General features: G+C 48.6%; 17 protein-coding genes and 1 tRNA gene. 13 read left to right on the forward strand and 5 right to left on the reverse strand.

Annotation, left to right across the window (positions count from 1 at the left end; all coding sequences use genetic code 11):
• The first annotated feature begins 141 nt into the window (after positions 1–141).
• Positions 142–1,635, forward strand: a complete 1,494-nt coding sequence (locus tag AB1656_23165) for a FapA family protein (protein ID MEW6238296.1) — start codon at positions 142–144, stop codon at positions 1,633–1,635.
• Positions 1,636–1,807: 172 nt separating this feature from the next.
• Here the strand turns inward: AB1656_23165 and AB1656_23170 are convergent, their stop codons facing one another.
• The 3 genes from AB1656_23170 to tadA all read right to left on the reverse strand — a co-directional run bounded on the left by AB1656_23170 (position 1,808) and on the right by tadA (position 3,273).
• Positions 1,808–2,551, reverse strand: a complete 744-nt coding sequence (locus tag AB1656_23170) for a TIGR00266 family protein (GenBank protein MEW6238297.1) — start codon at positions 2,549–2,551, stop codon at positions 1,808–1,810.
• 140 nt (positions 2,552–2,691) lie between these two features.
• Positions 2,692–2,778: transfer RNA gene (locus tag AB1656_23175), tRNA-Ser, on the reverse strand.
• Between the two features lie 36 nt (positions 2,779–2,814).
• Positions 2,815–3,273 carry a tRNA adenosine(34) deaminase TadA gene (tadA, locus tag AB1656_23180; protein MEW6238298.1) on the reverse strand — a complete coding sequence of 153 codons (459 nt, stop codon included), beginning with the start codon at positions 3,271–3,273 and terminating at the stop codon, positions 2,815–2,817.
• 651 nt (positions 3,274–3,924) lie between these two features.
• Between tadA and AB1656_23185 the strand changes: the two genes are divergently transcribed.
• The 10 genes from AB1656_23185 to AB1656_23230 all read left to right on the forward strand — a co-directional run bounded on the left by AB1656_23185 (position 3,925) and on the right by AB1656_23230 (position 14,856).
• Positions 3,925–4,596, forward strand: coding sequence for a 4Fe-4S dicluster domain-containing protein (locus AB1656_23185; protein MEW6238299.1), 672 nt, complete (start codon positions 3,925–3,927; stop codon positions 4,594–4,596).
• Positions 4,571–5,497, forward strand: a complete 927-nt coding sequence (locus tag AB1656_23190) for a CoB--CoM heterodisulfide reductase iron-sulfur subunit B family protein (protein ID MEW6238300.1) — start codon at positions 4,571–4,573, stop codon at positions 5,495–5,497. Before AB1656_23185 ends, AB1656_23190 begins: the two co-directional genes overlap by 26 nt.
• A gap of 173 nt (positions 5,498–5,670) precedes the next feature.
• The gene (locus AB1656_23195; protein MEW6238301.1) at positions 5,671–7,677 is read left to right on the forward strand and encodes a CoB--CoM heterodisulfide reductase iron-sulfur subunit A family protein; all 2,007 of its coding nucleotides are present in this window, start codon (positions 5,671–5,673) and stop codon (positions 7,675–7,677) included.
• A complete protein-coding gene (locus AB1656_23200) occupies positions 7,670–8,146 on the forward strand; it encodes a hydrogenase iron-sulfur subunit (GenBank protein MEW6238302.1) in 477 nt (158 codons plus the stop codon). Before AB1656_23195 ends, AB1656_23200 begins: the two co-directional genes overlap by 8 nt.
• A gap of 1 nt (position 8,147) precedes the next feature.
• Positions 8,148–9,113 carry an oxidoreductase gene (locus AB1656_23205; GenBank protein MEW6238303.1) on the forward strand — a complete coding sequence of 322 codons (966 nt, stop codon included), beginning with the start codon at positions 8,148–8,150 and terminating at the stop codon, positions 9,111–9,113.
• Between the two features lie 16 nt (positions 9,114–9,129).
• On the forward strand, positions 9,130–10,593 hold the full coding sequence (locus tag AB1656_23210; protein ID MEW6238304.1) for a Ni/Fe hydrogenase subunit alpha: 1,464 nt from the start codon (positions 9,130–9,132) through the stop codon (positions 10,591–10,593).
• A 132-nt stretch (positions 10,594–10,725) separates the two neighbouring features.
• Positions 10,726–11,217 (forward strand): hydrogenase maturation protease, encoded by a 492-nt coding sequence (locus AB1656_23215; GenBank protein MEW6238305.1) that lies wholly within the window; start codon positions 10,726–10,728, stop codon positions 11,215–11,217.
• A gap of 522 nt (positions 11,218–11,739) precedes the next feature.
• Entirely contained in the window at positions 11,740–12,564 is an 825-nt protein-coding gene (locus AB1656_23220; protein MEW6238306.1) for a hypothetical protein, read from the forward strand.
• A 200-nt stretch (positions 12,565–12,764) separates the two neighbouring features.
• Positions 12,765–13,637 carry a hypothetical protein gene (locus AB1656_23225; GenBank protein ID MEW6238307.1) on the forward strand — a complete coding sequence of 291 codons (873 nt, stop codon included), beginning with the start codon at positions 12,765–12,767 and terminating at the stop codon, positions 13,635–13,637.
• Between the two features lie 196 nt (positions 13,638–13,833).
• Positions 13,834–14,856, forward strand: a complete 1,023-nt coding sequence (locus AB1656_23230; protein MEW6238308.1) for a hypothetical protein — start codon at positions 13,834–13,836, stop codon at positions 14,854–14,856.
• 164 nt (positions 14,857–15,020) lie between these two features.
• Here the strand turns inward: AB1656_23230 and AB1656_23235 are convergent, their stop codons facing one another.
• Positions 15,021–16,475, reverse strand: coding sequence for a sigma-70 family RNA polymerase sigma factor (locus tag AB1656_23235; protein MEW6238309.1), 1,455 nt, complete (start codon positions 16,473–16,475; stop codon positions 15,021–15,023).
• A 758-nt stretch (positions 16,476–17,233) separates the two neighbouring features.
• On the opposite strand from AB1656_23235, the gene AB1656_23240 reads away from it, so the two are divergent.
• On the forward strand, positions 17,234–19,603 hold the full coding sequence (locus tag AB1656_23240; GenBank protein MEW6238310.1) for a WD40 repeat domain-containing protein: 2,370 nt from the start codon (positions 17,234–17,236) through the stop codon (positions 19,601–19,603).
• A gap of 8 nt (positions 19,604–19,611) precedes the next feature.
• On the opposite strand, the gene AB1656_23245 is transcribed toward AB1656_23240, so the two are convergent.
• On the reverse strand, positions 19,612–20,568 hold the full coding sequence (locus AB1656_23245) for an AEC family transporter (protein ID MEW6238311.1): 957 nt from the start codon (positions 20,566–20,568) through the stop codon (positions 19,612–19,614).
• Between the two features lie 203 nt (positions 20,569–20,771).
• Between AB1656_23245 and uvrA the strand changes: the two genes are divergently transcribed.
• Complete coding sequence (uvrA, locus tag AB1656_23250; GenBank protein MEW6238312.1) at positions 20,772–23,666, forward strand: excinuclease ABC subunit UvrA; 2,895 nt, start codon at positions 20,772–20,774, stop codon at positions 23,664–23,666.
• The last annotated feature ends 49 nt before the right edge of the window (positions 23,667–23,715 follow it).

Here is a 23,715-nt window from a genome sequence, read left to right on the forward strand (position 1 = left end):
ATAGGTTGTATAATACTTAAGATACTATAACAACAGCGGATATGAATACAAGAACTTAATTCGGTATCCGCCGGTAATTCCCAAAGGTTAAGTTATCGCCCTGACTCGACAGACTGAATTTTTTACCAAGGCAGTTGGCCGATGAACGACGTAAATCCAAACGCCGGATCGCCTCTCGAAGAGAAAAAGCCGGAACAAGAGGCATTTGTCTGGGGAGACGGGATCGGTCTCGAAGTTTCCGCCAGCAAAATGTCCGCTACGCTGGAGATCAAACTCGAAGCGGCGGAACACTATACTCCTGAAGATATCCTGAAGTATCTAGGCGACAATAATCTTGCCACTTCCGTCGACTCCGACGCCATTCGCAGGATATTCGACGAGGGTCTCTTCAATCAATCCGTAGCAGCAGCTCGCGGAATCCCACCCAAAGACGGCGAAGACGGTTATGTCGATTGGTCGATCGATCTGTCGATTTTGGAAGGCGCCAAACTCGTCGAAAAAGGCGGGCGCGTCGACTGGAAAGAGAAGCATCACGTCTTGCAAGTCGCGGCGGATCAAAAATTAGCCGTTCTCGCAGATCCTACGCCTGGGGAAGCGGGCGTGAACGTCTATGGGGAAGAGATTCCGCCGAAACCGGGAAAACCGGCGAAATTCCCGGCGGGCAAGGGATTGCGCATCAACGAAGACGGGACGGAATTGTTTGCGGAAATTACGGGCGCCGTATCCATGGTGGATGGAAAGGTTTCCGTAAGTCCCATCCTCAACATTCAAGGCGACGTCAGTTTGAAAACGGGGAATATCAATTACCAGGAGACGGTGGAAATTTCCGGCGGCGTGTTAAGCGATTTTAAAATTATTGCGGGACAGGATATTCACATTAACGGACTCGTGGAAGCGGCGGAATTGACCGCGGGGGGGAACATTTATATCGCCGGCGGCATTCAAGGGTACGAAAAAGCCAAAATCCGCGCCGGGGGCGATGTCGTCGTCAAATACATCAATAATGCCTTTGTAGAAGCGGGCGGCGACGTCGTCGTCAATGGCGCCATATCGAATTCCAATGTGCGCGCGAAGAAAAGTGTTATCGTGAGCGGCAGCAAAGCGGTTGTCGTGGGGGGACGCATCAGTGCGGAAAAAGAGATTTCCGCCTCCGTCATCGGCTCGGAAATCGGATCGAAAACATCGTTGGAACTCGGCCAGGATTTAGTCGCGTTGATTAACTCCATGAAGGATGAAGAAAAAAAGATGGAGTCCCTCGCGGCGAATTATAAAAAAATGCAGCAAGCGAACCATACGTTGAACGAATTGCGGGATAAGGGAAAGATCACGCCGCAGCAGGAAGAACTGCGGTTGAAAATTATCCGCAGCGGGCTGCATCTTCAAGCCCAGGTTAAAAAAATGAAGAACGACATTCATCTGATGGAGAAACAGGTGGAAACAGGCCGTTCCCAGCAAAAAGGCATTGCGGCGAGAGAAGTGGCCTGGCCAGGCGTGATGATCTCCATCATGGGAAATCTCTTTCCTGTAAAAGCCATGACCTCAAAAGCCATTTTCGCTCTGCGGGGAAGAGAGATCGAAGTTTTCGCCTACAAAGAAGAAGATACTAAAAAGAAAACGGAAAAAGCCGAAAAATAATACCAATCACTATTAAATTCGTTGCTTTTAAAATTCCTCTCCCAAGATGGGGAGAGGTTAGGTGAGTGTTGATATTATTAGACTTATAATTCCATCACCCTAACCCTCTCCCAGAGGGCGAGGGAATTATGAGTTACAATATTATTGCAGGTGGGTATAAAAACATCTATAGTCAAGACCTATCCCCGCCTAATAACGAACCCAATCCGCCCAACAATCCCCCGCCCGCCGTGCTGTCGTCTTTACTGCCTCCGGCGGCGCTGTAAATGCGGTTGGCGAGCCGCGAGAAGGGCAGCGTTTGCAGTAAGGCGCGGCCCGGCCCCGTCAAACGGGCGAGAAAAAGCCCTTCGCCGCCGAATAAACTGGTTTTCAATCCTCCCGCCATTTGGATGTCGTATTGAATGGAATCGTCGAAGGCGACCAAGCAGCCGGTATCGACCAACAGGACCTGTCCCGGCCCCAGTTCTTCCGTAACCAACGTTCCTCCCGCATGGATGAAGGCGGTTCCATGCCCCCGGACTTTTTGCAGAATGAATCCTTCGCCGCCGAAGAAGCCTGCGCCCAGTTTTCTCGTAAAAGCGATCGTAACATCGATGTCGCCGTGACTGCAGAGAAAAGCGTCCTTCTGGCAGAGAACGGCATTGCCCTTCAATTCAAAGACATGGATTTTTCCCGGATAGGGCGCGGCGAACGCCACCTTGCCGCCGCCGGAGGGCGACGTAAACGTCGCCAGAAACAGACTCTCGCCGGTCAACATGCGCCCGATGCTTTTAAAAAAACCGCCTTGCATCTTGCTGTCAAAGCGGACGGCGTCGTTCATGTACATCATCGCTCCCCCTTCCGCCCGGATTTCATCGGAGGAGTCGAGGTGGATCAAAGCCATTTGCATGTCATCGCCCAGGATTTCGTATTTCATGATTTTTTCTCTTTCGGCGAAAGGGATATCGGCGCCAACTTTTTTGAAACTTCAGCGTAGAAGAAGCTTCCAGCCTCTTGAAAGGAGAAAGAGCCAGGATGGCTCTTCTACTTTTTCGCCGGATATAGAAAGAAATAATGCGGAGGAGGAGGGATTCGAACCCTCGATACAGTTACCCGTATACCCGCTTTCGAGGCGGGCGCCTTCAACCGCTCGGCCACCCCTCCGGGACCTTGAGGCTTTTTGTACGAATCTAACGTTGCTTATCGTAGCCGTTCGAAGAAATCTTTCAATAACTCCTCGCAGGCTTCCCGCAAAATTCCCGAATGAACCAGAACCTGATGGTTCAACCGGGCGTCTTCGGCGATCTGGTACAGACTTTCGATTCCCCCCGCCTTGGGATCGGGAGCGCCGTAATATAAATGCGCAATGCGGGCGGCCACGATAGCTCCAGAGCACATAACGCACGGTTCCAGCGTGCAATAAAGGGAGCATTCATCCAACCGCCAACTCCCAATCTGGGCGGCGGCGTCCCGCAAGGCGAGTATTTCCGCATGGCCGGCGGGATCGTTCTTTTCTTCCCGTTGATTCCGTCCCCGTCCGATGACGGCGCCGTTTTTCACAATGATCGCTCCCACCGGCGCGTCTCCAAAGGCTTGCGCGATTTTAGCTTGATTGAGCGCCAGGCGCATGAAATATTCGTGAGAAACGATTGGAGGCATTCGGTTCCGGCTCCCTTATTTAAGCTGGAATGAGTATATGAATAAAAATTGACCGGCGAAGGCCGGTTGATTATATAGCCAATTGGCGTTTGGATGCAATCTTTTCTTCTCGCCGCGCCATCATAGCCAATCTTTTAAGGATATGTTTTGGGGAAATCTCTTTATATATGGTTAAAAATTTATCCTTAATAATAGATAATTATCTAATCATTGCCATAGATTCCAAATTTGGGATTTGGTAGATGCATCTAATCTGCGATGTACAGATATGAGAGATTTCGAGAAATAATTGATGCTATCCACCGGTATTTTTTCTAGCGGTATTCTTACAAGGAAATATTGAGTCGATTGAATCTCAAGAAAGGGACGATAAAATAGGGAAAAATATTAATTATAATAATATAAAATTATAATATGCAATCAAAAAAAGTTAAATTATTTTTCGATTAAAGGGAATTTTCTTTTTTTCATGAATTGACATTATAGAAAATTTAACTATGATTTAATTGGATGTCGAGAAATATTTTTACGGCTTCTATCCCGCCAATAACCCATTCGAGACAGCCTTGGAAGTAGTGATAATGGGTATACTTAATTCGCCAGGCGTTTTTTTGTTTATCCCTTCGAACAACCGTGAGAGGAGAGATTCTCATGCGAGATTGGCTCGTGCAACAAAGAATTAAATTCAAAATGGTGGGTGGAAGAAAGTCCCATCTTGTAACGAATTGGGAAATTCAACGTAAAATGAAATACGAGGAAGAGTTGGATCCTCAATTCGCCCAAGACGTTGTAAAGAAACTTGGCAGCGACAATCTCTTCGGCTGCATTCAATGCGGAACGTGCAGCGCCACTTGCCCGGTAAGCCATCACATGGATTATTCTCCCCGGCGGATTATCGCCATGACGCGCGCAGGTTTCAAAGACGAAGTCATGCGCAGTTTCACCATTTGGCTCTGCGCTTCGTGCTACTCCTGCACCGTGGGATGCCCCAAGGAGATCAAAATCACGGAATTGATGTACACCCTAAAACAGAAGGCGATCGAAGAAAAAGTCTATCCCAGCCGTTTTCCCATTCCCGTTTTGGCGCGGGAATTCGCCCGCACTGTCCGCAACTTCGGACGCAACCATGAAGGTTTGCTGTTATTGCGCATGTTTCTAAAAACCAATCCCTTCAAATTGTTCACCATGAGCGGGCTTGGCTCGAAATTGTTCTTTAAAGGGCGGCTGGAGATCATGCCCCATACGATTAAGGGCAAGCAGCAGTTGCTCAACATTCTTCATGCCGTTGAGAATGGGAATGGAAACGGAAACCATGGCCAGTAATGGCAAAGTTATGGCTGGAGAGAAACCGATGAAATATTTCTATTACCCAGGTTGTTCGTTAAAAAGTACTGGCAGAGCCTATGAGGAATCGCTGCTGGAGGTCTTCAAGGCGTTGGACGTGGATTTGCAAGAGATCGACGATTGGAATTGCTGCGGAGCGACGGCGTATATGGCCGTCGACGATATGAAAGCCAGCGCCCTGGCCGCTCGAAACCTGGCCTTGGCGGAAATGCAATCGAACGGCGACGGCGCCCAAATTATTGCTCCATGCAGCGCCTGTTATCTCGTTTTATTAAAAGCGCAAAAGGCGATCAAAGAGAAAAAGGAAAAAGCCAACGTTCTTCTCGAAGCCATGAAAAATAATGGATTGTATTACACGGGAAAAGCCAAGGTTCGCCATCCCTTAGACGTTCTCGTCAACGATATCGGTCTGGAAAAAATCGCCGCCCGGACGCAGAAGCCGCTCAAGGGCATGAGAATCGCCAGCTATTACGGCTGCCAGTTCGTCCGGCCCTATTCCACGTTCGATGAGCCATACAATCCCCAAACGATGGATATGTTAATGGCGGCGTTAGGCGCGGACATCGTCGATTGGCCGTTGAAAACCCGTTGCTGCGGGGGCACGTTGACCGGCACCATCGAAGCCATCGGGCAACGGCTCAGTTATATTCTGCTCAAAGAAGCGGAGAAGCGCGGCGCCGACGTCGTCGCCACCGCTTGTCCTCTCTGCCAGTTCAATCTGGAATGCTATCAGGACAGTATGAATCGTACTTTCGAAGACAATCTGAATTTGCCCGTCGCTTATTTTACTCAACTAATGGGCCTCGCTTTCGGAATTTCCGAGAAAACGTTGGGCTTCGAGCGCTTGTTTGTTCCCTTGAAAACCAAGGCGGCCGTGTGATGCCAATTCCTAATAAGATTGCAACTTATAATTCCCTCTCCCTCTGGGAGAGGGTCAGGGTGAGGGGATAATAAGTCTAATAATATCAACCCTCACCTAACCTCTCCCAATCTTGGGAGATGGATTTTAAAAACGACAAATTCAAAGGCGATTGGTATAAGGAGGAGGCGAACGTGTCAACGCATCAGTATAAAAACAACGGAGACGCCCCGCGCATCGGCGTATACATCTGCCATTGCGGCATGAACATCGCTTCGAAATTGAACGTCGCCGAATTGGCGGAATACGGAAAAATCCTGCCCAACGTCGCCGTCAGCCGCGACTATAAATTCATGTGCTCCGATCCCGGTCAGGAGATGATTCAAAAGGATATCCAGGAATTCAACCTGAACCGCATCGTCGTCGCCTCGTGCTCCCCGCTGTTGCACGAAAAAACATTTCGCCAGGCGGCGGCGGATGGCGGGCTGAATCCCTTTTACTTCCAGATGGCCAACATCCGGGAGCATGTCAGCTGGGTGACGAAAGATTTCAAGGAAGCGACGGATAAGGCGAAAGCGCTCGTAAGCGCCGCCGTTCGCCGCGTCGCCCAGCATCAGGCGTTGGAAAAGAAGCGGGTTCCCGTCCATTCCGATGTGGTCATCGTCGGCGGCGGCATCGCCGGCATCCATGCGGCTCTAACGATCGCCAATTCCGGGCGCAAGGTTTACCTTATCGAACGCCAGCCGACCATCGGCGGGCATATGGCCATGTTCGATAAAACCTTCCCCACGCTGGATTGCGCCGCCTGCATCCTCACGCCGAAAATGTCCGCCGTGAAAAATCACCCCAATATCACTCTTTGGTCCTATTCCGATGTGACCAAGGTAGAGGGCTTCACCGGCAACTTCAAAGTGAAGATCAAAAGAAAACCGCGCTACGTCATCGAAGAACATTGCGTGGGCTGCCTATTGTGCGTGGACGCATGCGTTTTTAAAGAACCGAAATTCGACGACGAATTCAACCTCGGCATGTCCAAACGAAAGCCGATTTATCTTCCCTTCCCGCAAGCGACGCCTCTTACGGTGCTCATCGATCCGGAGACTTGCCTCCAATTGAAGCGCGGAAAATGCAAGCAGACATGCGCCGAAGTCTGCGAACGCCGCGCCATCAATTTCGAGCAGAAAGAAGAGGAAATCGAAGTCGACTGCGGCGCGGTGATTCTTTCCACCGGCTTCAAGCCCTTCGATGCCAAGCGAGTGCCCGAATATGGATATGGCCATTACAACAACGTCTATTCCAGCCTTGAGGTGGAGCGGATGGTGAACGCATCGGGACCGTCTCAAGGCGAAGTGGTTCTCAAGGACGGCTCCAAGCCCAAATCCGTGGGCATCATCCACTGCGTCGGTTCGCGCCACGCCAAGACGAACAAATACTGCTCGCGCGTCTGCTGCATGTATTCCTTGAAACTGGCTCACCTGGTCAAGGAGCGAACGGGAGCGGAAATTTATAATTTCTACATCGACATGCGCACGCCGGGAAAAGGTTATGAAGAATTTTTCGACAAACTTCTAAAGGAAGACGTTAACTTTATCCGGGGCCGCGTGGCGGAAGTAACGAATTGGGCAATGACGGCCAAAGAGGAAGGGAAATTGATAATCCGCGTCGAGGATACGCTCATTGGTTCCCCGCGCCGGATTCCCGTCGATATGGTGATTCTATCCGTGGGCTTGGAAGCCCAAGCCGACGCCGACGAGGTGCGGCGCATGTTCGGCATCTCTTGCAGCAAGGATGGATGGTTCACCGAACGCCATCCTAAGTTGGCGCCGGTATCCACTATGACGGATGGCATCTTTCTCGCGGGCGCGTGCCAAGGACCAAAAGATATTCCCGACACTGTAGCCCAAGCGGGCGCCGCCGCCGCCGAAGCGCTGGCTCTCGTCGATAAGGGATTCGTAGAACTAGAGCCGGATACGGCGTTTATCAAAGAAGAATTATGTTGCGGATGCCGCACCTGCATCGGGATGTGTCCTTACAGCGCCATCTCTCCCAATCTGGAAAAGGGCGTCGCCGTCGTCAACGAAGCGCTATGCAAGGGATGCGGCACATGCGTCGCCGCATGTCCTTCCGGCGCCGCCTCGCAAAACCTATTCACCGATGAGCAGATCTTCGAAGAGATCGAAGGAGTGCTGACTTATGCATAATGAACCATTCGAGCCGAGAATCGTCGCTTTCTTCTGCAACTGGTGCACGTACACCGCTTCCGATCTGACGGGGATTTCCCGCCTGGCCTATGCGCCCAACGTGCGTGTGATCCGGGTGATGTGCTCTGGCCGCATCGATCCTCAATTCGTATTGAAGGCGCTGCGCCAAGGCGCCGACGGCGTGCTGATCGGCGGCTGCCACCCAGGCGATTGCCATTATCAGGAAGGCAATTACAAATGCCTGCGCCGCATCAAATTGCTGAAGCGGATGCTGGCGGAAATGGGTTTGGAAGACGAGCGCGTCCGCCTGGAGTGGATCGCCGGTTCCGAAGGCGACAAAGTGCAGAAAGTCGTCAACGAGATGACGGAACAGATTCGCCGGTTAGGGCCGTTGCGCTTGGCGCCGATTCCCGTTCCTCACGAATTGGTAGAAGAGGAATTGGCGATGGCGGGCGCGGAGGAAGCATAAGATGAGCAAACCCAAAGTAGGATTCAACTGGCTGGCTTCCTGCGGCGGCTGCGAGGAAGCGATTATTGATCTGAACGAAAAAATACTGGACGTCGTCGCAGCGGTGGATATCGTCTTTTGGCCTTGCGCCATGGATTTCAAAAAAGACGACGTGCGCGCTATGGCGGATGGCGAGATGGACGTCTGCTTCGTTAATGGCGCCATCCGCACTTCCGAAGAAGAAGAGATGGCGCATCTCATGCGTCAAAAATCGAAAATCCTGATCGCATTCGGCAGCTGCTCCCACATGGGCGGCATCCCTGGAATGGGCAATTTCTTTTCTAAAGATTCTATATTAAAAAACAGCTATCAGGAATCGCCTTCCACGATCAACCTAGATGGAACCTTTCCTCAGATGGAGACCATAACACCGCTAGGCGAAGTGGAATTGCCGGAATTTCTGGAATACGTCAGAACCTTGAACCAGGTCGTGGACGTAGATTATTACCTTCCCGGATGCCCGCCGCCGGTGCGCCTGATTACAGAAGCGCTAGGCGCGATTCTGGAGAATAAACTCCCACCCAAAGGAACGGTTCTTGCGCCGGATAAAGCGCTCTGCGACGAATGCCCGCGCAAGGAAACCAAACCGGATAAGATGGAAATCGCCGAATTCAAACGTCCTTATCAAATCATCGTCGATTCGGAAAAATGCCTGTTGGGGCAAGGTTTGATGTGCCTGGGGCCGGTTACGCGCGCTGGATGCGAAGGCGTCTGCACCAAAGCCAATATGCCTTGCACGGGCTGCCAAGGGCCGACTAGCCGCGTCCAAGACTATGGCGCCAAAGCCCTCTCCGGCTTCGCGTCCATTTTGACCAGCATGGAAGAGAAAGACGTGGAGGCGGTTTTGGATTCCATCGTCGATCCCAACGGAACGTTTTACCGATACAGCCTGCCCTCCTCGATGATGTTCAAGAGCCTGGGAGCGTAAGGAAAGGAATACGAGCATGAGCCGCAGAATCGTCATCGATCCCATCACCCGCTTGGAAGGGCACGGAAAGATCGACATCTTTTTGAATAATGAAGGCGGCGTGGATCACGCTTACTTCCAGGTTCCCGAACTGCGCGGCTTTGAAAAGTTCGCCCAGGGGCGGCCGGTGGAGGATATGCCCCAGATCACCTCGCGCATCTGCGGCGTTTGCCCTATGGCGCATCACATGGCGGCAACGAAAGCCCTCGACAAAGTCTTCAGCGTAGATCCGCCTCCCGCCGCCAAGAAAATCCGGGAGATGGTATACGACATTTTCACCATCGAAGACCACGCGCTGCATTTTTATTTTCTGGGCGGCCCCGATTTCGTCGTCGGCCCATCGGCGCCCAAGGCGGAAAGGAATATTCTCGGCGTTCTCGGCAAAGTGGGTTTGGAAGTCGGAAAAAAGGTCATCGGATTACGCAAGGAAATGCGCGACCTGATGGTCTTATTGGGCGGCAAGGCGATTCATCCTGTCTTAGGATTGCCGGGCGGCGTTTCGCGAGGGATTAGCAAAGAAGAACAGCAACGATTCATCCAAAGCGCGAAAAACGCCGTGGAATTCGGCCAGTTCAGCTTGCAGGTTTTCAATGATATCGTTCTCAAGAATAGTCAATATGTCGAATGGATTGTTTCGGACGCCTATACGCATAAGACCTATTATATGGGTCTCGTCGATCAAAATAAGAAAGTCAATTTCTATGAAGGAACGCTGCGCGTCGTGAAGCCGGACGGCAAGGAATTTCTCAATTTCCCCACGGACAAATATCTGGATCATGTCGCCGAACACGTCGAACCGTGGAGTTACATTAAATTCTGCTACCTGAAAGATATCGGCTGGAAGGGATTCGAAGACGGCGCGGACAGTGGCGTTTACGCCGTGGCGCCCTTAGCGCGGCTCAACGCCAGCGAAGGAATGGCCACGCCTCTGGCGCAGGAAGCTTACGAGCAGATGTATTCGACGCTGGGCGGCAAACCCGTTCATCACACTCTAGCCAACCATTGGGCGCGGTTGATCGAATTGCTTTACGCCGCCGAGCGGATGCAGGAACTAGCCAACGATCAAGAAATTACCGACCCCAATTACCGCGTTATTCCCACCGCCACGCCGAACGAAGGCATTGGCGTGGTGGAAGCGCCGCGCGGAACGCTGTTCCATCATTACAAAACCGACGAAAAAGGCCGGGTAACCATGGCCAATCTCATCGTCGCCACGCAAAACAACGCGGCGCGCATCGCCATGTCCGTCGATAAATCCGCTAAAGGATTGATTAAAAACGGACAGGTGGACGACGGCATATTGAACATGATCGAGATGGCCTTCCGCGCCTACGATCCCTGCCACGGCTGCGCCACTCATGCGCTGCCGGGACAAATGCCGCTGCTCGTTCGCGTCCTGGATGCGGAAAGAAACGTCGTGCGCGAGTTGAAAAAGAATTGATCTAATTGCGTGATTAAATCCCCTCTCCCTTTGGGAGAGGGCTAGGGTGAGGGGATAGTAAGTATAATAAAATCAACCCTCACCTAACCTCTCCCAATCTTGGGAGAGGAATAAAAAGCGACGCATTTAAAAGTGGATGACATAATCCGCACCTTTATGAAAACCATCGTACTGGGCTTGGGGAATGATTTAATCGGCGACGACGCCATTGGGATTTTGGCGGCGCGCAGTCTGGCGCAGAATCTCAACGGCGCCGCCGACGTGATCGAATGCTCCATATCCGGCATCGCTTTGATGGAATTGATGGTTGATTACGACCGGGCGATATTGATCGACGCCATCTACACCGGAAAATACCCTCCCGGAACCATTCGCATATTGACGGCGTCCGATCTGGACGCCGTCGCCGCTCCTTCTCCCCACTACGCCGGATTGCCGGAAATCCTGGCTCTGGCAAAACAACTAGAAATTCCCTTTCCGCAAGATTTCAAAATCTTCTCTATGGAGGTCGCCGATCCCTTCACCATAGGCGGCGATCTGACCGAAAACGTACGCAAGGCGTTGCCGGAACTTGTGCGGCGGGTTAGGGAGGAAGTTCTCGAATCGGCGTCAGCGGTCATTTAGATTTCGTCAGGATCAGGATAGCCAGGATTTTTAGGATAAAAATCTTGTTCATCGTTTCATTATGAATACTTGCCTGACGGCAGACTGATCAAGATTCCGACATCGACAACACGCTTACTATAGCAATGTCCTGCGTACCGTTTTGATTTTTTCCCTTCTAATAACCCCAAAAAAATTTTTATATTTTTTTAAATTTTCTCTTGACAGCCAAATTTATTTTTGCTATTCTTTCTATCAGTTCCATTTCTTTCTATCAGTTCCATTTCTTTCTATCAGTTCCATTTCTTTCTATCAGTTCCATATTTGTGTTTATTTTAAAGATTTATATAAATATAGTAGAATAAAAGTCGAAATAGAAAGGGGTGATGCTTATGGCATTCATTAATTATGTCCCTTAATCCATCTTCAAGAATCACAAAATTTGGATTCGTAAATTTATTAAAAAAATACGTCTATATTTTGTTTTAAATCCTTAAACGCAATGAGAGAGAATACCTAAAATTTAAAAGGAGTGTATTGACAATGAAAAAAGTGTTTATAATAATATGCTGTTGTTCATTATCGGTAAGTATATACGCTCAAACGCCAGAATTTGTAATAGAATTTGATACAAGCGGAACATTTGATGCGAACGATCCTATTCATAATTATGTAACTACTGCTGCTGGTGATTTTGATGATCGTTTTTTTGATGAATGTGATTTAAGTCAAATTAATCCACTGCGAGGACTATCTAGTATATATCTAGGTAGAACATACATATTTTACTATGAGTATGTTTACGGAAAGGGATTTGATATAATTGCAAATCCCTTAAATCAAGCAGCAGAAAATTTATGTATAAATGATCCAGATAACATTGCAATTGTTGTATGGAGAAATGGCAGATCTAAAGCGTGGAATAATCAAAATGATGTAGTTAAAGAAGAGATAGGTATATCTGTTAGTCCTGCAGAATGGAATGGTTGGATTTTAGATTTTATTGCTTGGCCAAATGAAAAACGCCAATGGAGTTTGCCTTTAGGAAATCAATGCTATGAACTAAGTTCTATCGCGAGCAATCACCAAGTATCAAGATATTATTCAGATAAATTTAGAGTATTCGATCATCCAGGTCCAACAAGAACTTTATTTACATATTATAATGCAGAAAAAGTAGCATTTTGGCAAAATTTTAAAATACAGGTAATTATTAATAATCCTTATACTGTTTTAGATGAATGCTTATTTTATGTCCAAATAAATTTACAGAAAAATGTTAATTGCGATTTTGGAGCTTCAGGATCAATTACTTTTCATACTGGAGATAATATTTATATTCCAGATTGGGATTATCCACCTTTTTAAAAATTATATTAAAATTATATTAAAATTATATTAAAATATAAAAAACAAATAGAAAGGATAGTATAATGAAAACATACTCCATATTATTCATTTCATTCTTAATGATTCATACTTCCATATCTGCGCAAGAAACGAGAAGCGAATCGAAGACGCAATTTGGCGAACCTTCCATTGAAAAGATGCTGGAAAATTCCAAAAAAATGCCAAATGAATCGCAGATCATAAATCAGGAAATATTGAAAACGCTAGTCGGCTTCCCTATCGATTTAAGTGAAATCAATGCCGACGAAAAACTTAAAGAACGTAGGTTTAAAAGTCAAAATCACGAATATTATCTAATGACGGATGAAATCCTAAAAATGTATTGGTCGGGATCGTTGGTAAAAGAAAAGCGGGATACGTATTTGCAATCTATATTCACAGAAGAATTCCGCAAAAAAAGCCATTTTCCCATTAAGGGAATCAAAAACTTAATGGCGGTCTATTACCGCAATCCGGACGAGATCGATTCGCTTCGCGTATTGGCAGCTATTTTCGCTTCGGGACAGCTAGGTGCCATTCAAGATATTAAGCCTTATCTTGAATATGCTACTGTTTTTGTTGGCGATTCTCAATTGGCGACAGGCTTTCTCTCATTTGTATATAGTATTGATATGGCGGATATTCCGGAAGTGAAAATAACGCCATCGCAGCGGTTGAAATATTGGCCATCCGCCTGCGCAATCTTCAACAATACAAATGCAGCGGTTCCTAAATTGCTGGACGCAGTAAAAGACAAGAATCTTCGAGAAGATTTAAGGCTGCGGTCGGCTGCCTTCATCAATACCATCGATCCGTCGGTAATCGATCAAGAGTTGCTTGACGGTTTAGAACCGGCGATGGCGGAAAAAGTACAGTGCATCAAGAAAAAATCCCTTAAATGGCGGCACATGCTTTACAATGTATGCGAAGATACGTCAGAGAGAGATAAGAAGGATGAACAATTACACAAAAAGTCAATGGCTATTCCTGATGGTATGACCGTAGAAGAAGCTCGGAAAATAGCCGATGAGGATATATGGGGGAAATATTAATTCTTTCAGATACTTACGATGAGTTTGTTAGAGCAATCCATCCTGCGATTTTGATGTTTTCATAATAGTAAAAAATCGGGGCTTAGATGAAATTCTACGCCCTGTTTTTGTTTGTGCATGGTATAATAGAACGCGCATTGGCGGCAGGGCGGTTCTTGTTTGCATCAAAACATTTTATCAAAGATAGGATATAACAGTGAAATATTCTTATTTAACTTTCATTTCATTATTGATTGTAACTATCTCGCCATCCGCGCAAGAAACGGGGGACGAATCGAAGACGCAGTTCGGCGAACCCTCCATCGAAAAGATGCTGGAAAATTCAAAAAAAATGCCGACTGAATCGGATATCGTCAACCAGGAAATATTGAAAGCGTTGGTCGGCTTCCCTATCGATTTAAGCGAAATCGATGCTGATGAAAATGCAAAAAACTCTAATTTTAGAAGCGCTTTGAATCACGAATATTCATCATTATCTGGTGAAATCCTCAAAATGTATTGGTCGGGATCGCTAGTAAAAGAAAAACGGGATGCTTATTTGCAATCCATATTCACGGAAGAATTCCGCAAAAAAAGCCATTTTCCCATTCAAGGATTCAATAACTTAATGGCGGTCTATTACCGCAATCTGGACGAGATCGATTCGCTTCGCGTATTGACGGCGATTTTCGTTTCGGGACAGCTGGGCGCCATTCAAGATATTAAACCTTACCTTGAATACGCTACCGTATTCGTTGGCGATTTTAAATTGGCGACTGGTATGAATATAACTTATTCAACGAGTATGGATATGCTGCCGGATATTAAATTGACGCCATCGCAGCGAATAAAATTTTGGCCCTCCGCCTGCGCGATATTCAATAATACGAATACAGCGGTTCCCAAATTGCTGGACGCGGTAAAAGACAAGAATCTTCGAGAAGATTTAAGGTTGCGGGCAGCCGCCTTCATCAACACTATCGATCCGTCGGTAATCGATCAAAAGTTGCTTGAAAACTTGGAACCGGCGATGGCGGAAAAAGTACAATGCATCAAAAAATATTCTCTTAAATGGCGGCACATGCTTGACAATGTATGCGAAGATACGTCGGAGAGAGATAATAAGTTATTCAATCCGCAAATCCCCAAACATTTGAAGAATTCCGTAACGATTCCCCCAAATTTGACCGTTGGAGAAGCGCGAAAAATGGAGGATGAGTATTTTTGGGGGAAATATTGATTCTCTTATCCTCTCGACATATTTCATTTATCTTTTCGTAGACAGTTGAGTAGGGTGGGCTCAAGGCGAAGCTTAGCCCACCTTTCTCCAAATCCCTGTTAAAGAATAAAAAAAGGGACGGCGTTCAACCATCCCTTTCGTTCCTCTCAACGTAATTCCCGCGATCAATTCAGAAAATCGCGAATCTCCCGCGCCCGCAGGGGGTGTCTCAATTTCCGAATGGCTCGTTGTTCGATCTGGCGCACGCGCTCGCGGGTGATGCCGAAGCGCTTGCCGATATCGCCCAGTTTCCATACTTTGCCGTCGGACAATCCGTAGCGAAGGCGAATGATGGTCTCTTCGCGTTCGGAAAGCTGGCACAAAAGTTCTTCGATGCGCTTGTTCAGCACTCTTCGGGTCAACTTGGAAACGGGAGAGACCACTCTGGCGTCTTTAATCAACTCGCCAATAGTGGTTTCGCGGTCGTCGCGGATGGGCGTTTCCAAAGAAAGCGGATCCTGCTGCCAACCGAGAAGATCGGTTACCCGTTCTTCTTCCATTCCCACATGAGCCGCCAATTCGCGCAAGGAAGGTTCGCGTCCCAAATCCTGCGTCAACTGCGTATTCGCCCGGTCTACCTGAGCGATCTGGTCGGTAACTCCGGTAGGGAGGCGGATGGTTCGGCGCTGTTGCTTGACGGCGCGGGAAATGCTTTGACGAATCCACCATACGGCGTAAGTGCTGAATTTCGTCCCCCGGCTGGCGTCGAATTTATCCACCGCGCGGGTCAAGCCCAGGTTTCCTTCTTGGATCAGGTCCAGCATGGGAATGAAACAATGCTTGTAACGCTTCGCTACGGAGACAACCAGCCGCAAGTTGCCGCGAATCATCTCTTGCCGCGCATCGCGAATCGTGTTCAATCCGTCGCGGATGAGTTTGCAACTCTCTTTCAGCCGGGCGGGAGAATCTTCCATCTGGGCGGCGAGCGCCTTTCGCTCCTGCGGATCGGCCTGGCGATAGCGGCGATAGGATTCGCGCAGAACCTTGGACAATCGCCAGAGTGCGTTAATGTCCAAATCCATGCTATAAAGCGTATCCACCCACTTTTTTTGACGATTGATCAGTTGGCGTTCTGAAAGATGATCGCTGTCTTCTTCGCGGAAGCCTTTCCGGATCGTTTGAATGTGGCGCGCCATTTCCTTGATGGCTTTATCCAGTTCGGTTTTGCGGCGCGTGCGTCCGGCGTCCGGATTGCGAAACATGGTATGCGGCGACCGCTTTCCCGTTTTCAGGTCTCCGATCAGGCTTTCCAGTTCGCGAATGGCAATGCGCGAGTTGGAAAGACCTTCGCAGAGCCGGCGGCGGCCGCTGTCGATCTTTTTATAAATGGCACCTTCTTCTTCGCGGGTTAAAAGGGAGTAGTTGCTGATTTCGCGGAGATAGTCCTTGACCGGATTGTTCGACGACCGGCCTACCGAGCGGACGGATTTCGCGCGTTTGGTTTTGGACGATTTCTTTTTTTCGTCCGCATCGTCGAGTTCCAAATCGTCAGGCAAGAAGGAAGAATCCTCGGCATCCTCCATCAGCAAGTCGATCGCTTCCGGCTCATCATGCAACTCCGGCATTTGAGTCGTATACATGATCATCCTCTCTTCTACTCTTCCCGCTTTGGAAGAGATTCGCTTTTGCTGCTTTCCTTAAATTTAAGAGCAATCGTTATGCCATATATTCATCCTTTAGTAAAAATGGAATAAATCGATCCTATTCAAGCCCTAAATCCTTCATTTCTCTGCAACGCCGTAGATTTTAAGTGTTCCATATTGAGACGGCGCCCTTATCTATTGTCTCAACTTTTTTTAATCTTTCCCCTTTTTATTAACGTTTTATTAACGATTCTATTTCACGCAGGTAACATCTCCGCCATTTTTTAGAGTTTCATTGCCTTTCCGCCGTAAATCGTATTTGGGAGGGATAAGTCCTATTCGATTTTGACTTTTTTGTAACCTTTTGGAATAAAAAAACAATCGATTCACAATTTTGACCGGCGCCGTTGAAGATCGTTGACAATCATCGTTGCTGGAGTTCGTAAAATCGAAGTTAAGAGACCCAATCGCCCTGCAATGTAACCCGGAAGATTACATCGAGTAATCGAATCCGTTACAAAGATACAAATACAAGAAGATATGTAAAAATATTTCCTATTTAATTATACCGTTCACATTTATCAAACCAAATTTTTTATGATTGAATTGTGGAAAAAAAACTCGCGGCGGAGAAACGTATTTTGACGAACGGAGACGCCATTGTTATATTTATATCTTAAAGATGGTAATTTAAATATTTCCCTCTTATTGCAATAATAATTTATATTGAACTTAAAAAAGGCGGGTATTCCTTGATGGTTCGGCGAAGAAAAAAGAATCTCTTGTTCCGCAGGATGAAAACCAACGCCTTCTTGGGATATTTCCTGGTTGGATGCTTCCTCGTAATGTTCGCGGTTCTTTTCATTTACGCCGCATTTAAGAGTTCCAAGAACAAGCCAATTGTGAAGCTAGAGATGAAAACGGCGGACGAATTGGCGAAGGAATACGTTGAAGCGGAATATAGCGTTAAAGGGACGCCGGTTTCCTTTCCGTTGCGCGGGGAAGATGGAGAGTTGATTTCGAGTGCGGGATATATCCATTGCGCTGATATTTCGCCTGACGGAAAAATGCTGGCGGCGGCGGCATTTACGGGCGTTTTTGTTTGGAACGAAGAGAATCATATTCCATATCGATGTTTCGAGGGTTATACGGAACCTGTAGTCAATCTGAATTTTTCTCCCGCCGGCGAGAAATTATTGACGATTGACCGATGGGGAAACGTTCATCTTCTCAATGTGGAAAGCGGTAGGACGCTTCATTCCTTTTCGATGAATCCTTGGGAGAAAAGCGCAAATAACCGGGCGCATTATCCTTATGGCTACTATGCCAATTCGCCTTATAAAACGGCTTTTTCACCCGACGGGAATTATTTTGCGATTTGCGAAGCGGGAACAAAAATAAGGGTTTGGGAAGTAAAAACGGGACTATGCCTTCAAGTATTCCGGTTTTCGCCCTATCGAGCGATTGGTTTCGTTTTTTCTCACGACAGCAAGGAATTATTGGCCGTTTCCGCATTCGATAACCAACGATGGCCAGCTCCATCGCAGAGCGATTCACAATCAACCCGTTTCACATTATGGAGCATGACGGACGGTAAATCGATCCGGCAGTTCGACATCAAGGAAGATATTAGCCTTTGCGCCGCTTTTACTCCCGATGGAAGGAGGATTCTTGCGGGAGGGAATCGATGCCTGGCGGTTTTGGATAAAAATTCTGGCGCCATTATCCAGCGCATCGATATTGAAGATAAGACTATGATCCAGAGTCCGATTCCCGCACCGCTGACGGCTGTATATAGTTACCGCACCAATTCTGCCAATACGCGCCTTTCTTCCTATTTTCCTTTCGAGCCGCCATTTACAGCGTTTACGGCATTCTCAGCGGATGGAGAAAGGTTCTTGCGCATTGCGCCTTTGCGGGCGGCGGAACAAATAAAAGGCGAAATCTGGGATTTGCGCAGCGGGAAAAAATCCGATATTTTCATGCCGGATCAAGGATATATTCCCCCTCCAGCTTTCTCATTACGGTATTATATCGACCGGTCAGAATTGCGCGCGATCGGCGTTTCAGCGAATTGGAAAGAATTATTGATTCAGGGAAGACAAAACCGTTTGACGGGAGTCTGGAATCGGGAATCGTGTGAATGGCGTACGATCGGAGGCGGAGATTATCGGCTTTTGGAGAAAGTCTCTTTTTCCGAAGATGAATCCAAGGCGCAGATTTACTTTCGAGATGGTTCCATCGATTGTTGGAATTTCAAAACCGGCGAAATGCTCCATGAATCTTCGGCGCCGACAGCAGCAACGAAAGAAATTCGCGAACCGGGATTAATCCAGAAATCGCCGAATCAAGAATACGCATTATTGCATGTAAACGAATCTCCGACCGCCGAAGCGGCGGTAAACGAATCACCAACCGATATGCCGCGGCCAAGAATAAGCGTTGAACTGGCAAATTGGCCTTCGCGGAAACATATCGGAAATCTGGGGGATTCCTTTCTTGTGGATTCGACGCCAGTGTTTTCGCCCGACAGCCGTTGGTTGGTTCTGGGGGACCGTACAGGAATGGTTACGATATTCGAAGCGGCATCGGGAAAGACGCGCCACTCGTTTCGAATCGCGCAAGAAGATGTCAACAAAAACATAGGCCGCTTTTCGAAAATTCAGTTTTCTCACAACAGTCAAAAGGCGTTGGCGATTTACACGATTGAAAATAGAGACGGATCCGTCAAGTCGTGGTTTCAGTTGTACGATCTGAAAGCGGGAAAGGAAAATTCGCCGGTCTACCAGAAAGAGGAACGAATTGAGATTGGCGATTTTTCACCCGGCGACGGCGCCTTATGCGTTTGCGGGAAACATATTTACCTAATCGATACGGCAACCGGAACGATTCTCCTGACTCTATCGCATCCCGGCTCTCCCTATCCTGTCCAGTTTTCCAACGACGGACAATGGCTGTTGACAGATGCAAGTTTATGGGACGCGAAGACCGGCGCGTTAATCAAAAGATTGAATCCAGGAAATGCGGATATTCATTACGCCGTTTTTTCGAGGGACAAAAAGCGCTTATTGGCTGGCGTTAACGATGGAACCATACGCTTGTGGGATCTTTCCGCTTTGCCATAACTCCGCTTTTACGATAGGGGATACAAGCGATCAAGCAATATTCGCAATAAGGGGATCGTGATAAATGCGACCGCCGTCGTCAGGACGATGCAGAAAACCGTAAAGCGCTTCTCGTTGGCTTTTCCGTAAAAACTGACTAATAATGCGGCGAAGACGCCGGTTGGCGCAGCCGAAGATAAGATGAAAGCGCGTTGGATCGTCGCGTCGTGAATTCCCATGATTTTTGAGATTAAAAGCGCGGCGGCGGGTGAGACGATCATTTTCATAATGACGCAAAGAACAATCCCCGGCAAAAAGGCCGCATACTCCTTCGCCTGTCCGAAAAAGATATAGCGTCCCCATATGATTCCCACTACTAAAAGCCCAACGGGAAGCATAGCGTTAAGCAAAGAATCCACGCCATCCAAGATATCGAAATGCAATGGAATCCCGATGGCCGCCAGGGGAAGTCCCAATCCAATGGCGTAAACGAGAGGGGTTTTAAGCATCTCGAAAGCGCTGTCGATGAAGCGATCGTTTCCCGAACCCATATATACGCCCAGGGTGGCGCATAGAGCCAAATGAAAGAAGATGAAAGTATTGATCGTTTCCACCGCCTGATCGGGAGCGCCGAGCACGGTTTGAAACCAACGCAGGCCAAGAATGCTGACGATCAAAATATTCACCAGATAAAGATGCCCCATCGCGCGGGGAATATTCAATAGCCGGAATAGGCCGCGCGCCGCTAGAAGCATGATCCCGGTATGAAAAAATAAATAAAAGAAAATCAGGGTGAAAAGATGGGCGGATAGATGCTGTCCCAACGCTTGGCGAAATAAAAAAGCGGGGGCGAAAACAAAGAGGCACGCAATGGAGAGAGAACGATCTTCGATTTTAAAGAAGATTCGTCCAATTACGTACCCGATCAAAACGACGAATATCGAGTATACTATGCTGGCAATGCCGGAAATTTCTGTTGGATTCATATTCAAATAATTGATTTCATGTTATTGGATACGCAACGGCAATTCTTTTCGGCTGTATCCAGGATAAAATAAACTATCTATTTCCTTCGCTGATTCAAGCGGCGTTGGTTTTCGGAAGCGAATTCATTATATTCATTTTACATTAAATAGTAACAATCGAGATCATTATTTGTAACATTCACGCCCAATTATTTTATAAAAATATGAAAAAGATTATTTTACGCGGCGCCAAAGAACATAACCTCAAAAACATCGATTTGGAAATTCCCCGCGACCGGTTAGTCGTATTTACCGGCGTCAGCGGTTCGGGAAAATCTTCTCTTGCCTTTGATACGATATACGCCGAAGGCCAGCGGCGCTATGTGGAGTCGCTTTCCGCCTACGCCCGTCAGTTTTTAGGACAGATGGAGAAGCCGAAAGTGGATTTCATCGGAGGGTTGTCGCCCGCCATCTCCATCGAACAGAAAAGCACAAGCAAAAATCCGCGTTCCACCGTCGGCACCGTGACCGAAATTTACGATTATCTGCGCGTCCTTTTCGCCCGCTGCGGGACGCCGTATTGTCCCCACGACGACCTCCCTCTGGAATCCCAAACTGTAGATGAGATTGTGGATCGGATCATGGAATTGCCCGAACGGACGCGCTTTCTGCTCCTCGCTCCGAAAGTTCGGGAGAGAAAAGGAGAATACAAGGACATCTTCGACAGAGCTAAGAAGGACGGCTTCGCGCGCATCCGCGTCGATGGCCGGGTCATGGAACTGGATGAAAAAATCGCGTTGGACAAAAAACTGGCCCATTCGGTGGAAATCGTCGTAGACCGGCTGGTCATGAAATCCGATGTACGTTCGCGATTGTCCGATTCCGTGGAGTTGGCGCTCAATCAGGGCGACGGCGCGCTGTTTCTTTCCATTCCCGAAATGGAAGACCGCATGTTTAGCTCCAAAAATGCGTGCCTGCGCTGCGGTTTCTCCATCGGCGAGCTCAATCCCCAGCATTTTTCCTTCAACCACCCTTTGGGCATGTGTCCCGAATGCGGCGGGTTAGGAAGAAAATTGGAACTCGATCCCGATCTGGTCGTTCCCGATCCAACTCGGGCGGTGATCGATGGCGCCATCGTCCCGTGGAAGAATATTTTCCAAAACGGCAATGATTCCCAATGGGCAAATCACGCCCGAAAGCGGTTGGAGACGTTTGCCCAAAAACGCGGAATCGATCTGGCTAAACCGTGGAACAAACTATCCAAAAAAGCGCAGCAATTGCTCCTCTACGGCGATAAAAGCCGGAGAGACGGTTATCAGGGCATCATTACCGTAACGTCGGCGGATGCGGGCGCTGACGACCGGCGATTATTTCGGAGAGACGGTTATCAGGGCATCATTACCGAAATGGAGCGGTGGTTTTCCAACACCACGTCGGAAGGCTTCCGCAGTTACTTGCTGGAAACGTTCATGCACCGGGTTCCTTGTGAAACCTGTGAGGGCGGGCGCTTGCGTCCAGAGTATCTCGCCGTCCGGTTTTCGGGGAAAAAAATCTACGAAATCACCGATATGGATATTATTTCCGCGCGCCGCTTTTTTCAGGACGAAGTCGATCTCAGCCCCAAACGAATGGCCATCGCGAGCGAGATATTGAAGGAAATCCGCGAACGGCTGCGTTTTCTCGAAGACGTCGGTTTGGGCTATCTCAACATGAGCCGTTCCGCCCCCAGCCTTTCCGGCGGCGAGGCCCAGCGCATCCGTCTGGCGAGCCAGATCGGCAGCGCCCTGGTGGGAGTGCTTTACGTGCTCGACGAACCCAGCATCGGGCTGCATCAGCGGGATAACCGCAAACTTATCGATACGCTGCTGCGTCTGCGCGACTTGGGCAATACGGTTCTCGTCGTCGAACACGATCAGGAGATGATGGAATCGGCTGATTTTCTCGTCGATTTCGGTCCTGGCGCCGGAAAAGATGGCGGAGAGGTGGTTGTGGCGGATACGCCGGAAAATGTACGCAATCACCCCGATTCGCTGACGGGAGCCTATCTCTCCGGCAAGAAGCGAATCGAAATCCCGATCCACCGCCGTCCGGGCAATGGTAAATTCATCGAAATCGTCGGAGCGGCGGAAAATAACCTGCAAAACATCGATGTGAATATTCCTTTAGGAACAATGACCTGCGTGACCGGCGTATCTGGTTCGGGAAAAAGCACGTTAATTACGGAAATATTGTTCAAATCGCTGGATCGGGAGTTGCATCGCGCCCAAGTCGTCCCCGGCGCGCATAAGGAAATCCGGGGAATCCATCATATCGACAAAGTCATCGAAATCGACCAAAATCCCATTGGCCGCACGCCGCGCTCCAATCCCGCCACCTACGTCAAAGTCTTTGATCCCATTCGGCAACTATTCGCCCAACTGCCAGACGCCAAGATGCGCGGCTATCCCGCGGGCCGATTTTCTTTCAATGTGAGAGGCGGACGCTGCGAGGGATGCGAAGGCGGCGGGGCGAAGTGCATCGAAATGCACTTTCTGCCCGACGTATACGTAACCTGCGAGGTCTGCGGCGGCAAGCGCTTCAATCGCGAAACTCTGCAAGTGAAATTCAAGGGGCATTCCATCGCCGACGTTCTCGATCTCAGCGTCAAAGAAGCGATGGAACTCTTCAGCCATCAACCTCGGATAGTGCGCATCCTGGAAACGCTGGTTCATGTGGGGTTGGATTACATCCACCTGGGGCAATCGGCGCCCACCCTTTCCGGCGGCGAGGCGCAGCGGGTGAAACTGGCGAAAGAACTGTCGCGGCGGGATACGGGAAATACGCTCTATATCCTCGACGAGCCGACGACCGGCCTCCATTTCGCCGACATCAAGAAACTGTTGCGCGTCCTTAACGAATTAGTAGATCGGGGTAATACGGTCGTCGTGATCGAACATAATCTAGACGTCATCAAATCGGCGGATTATATCATCGATTTGGGGCCGGACGGCGGAAGCGGCGGGGGAAGAATTGTCGATTCTGGCGCTCCGGAAGAGATCGCGGAAAATAACAATTCGTATACAGGACAATTTCTCAAAAAAATTCTGCGCGGCGCCGTCCTGGAAAAAATCTCCGCCTGAATGGACGGCTAGAATCTCTTGTATGAACCGTCCTGCATGTGAACCACAT

Source organism: Candidatus Omnitrophota bacterium (assembly GCA_040755155.1).
Classification (GTDB): domain Bacteria; phylum Hinthialibacterota; class Hinthialibacteria; order Hinthialibacterales; family Hinthialibacteraceae; genus JBFMBP01.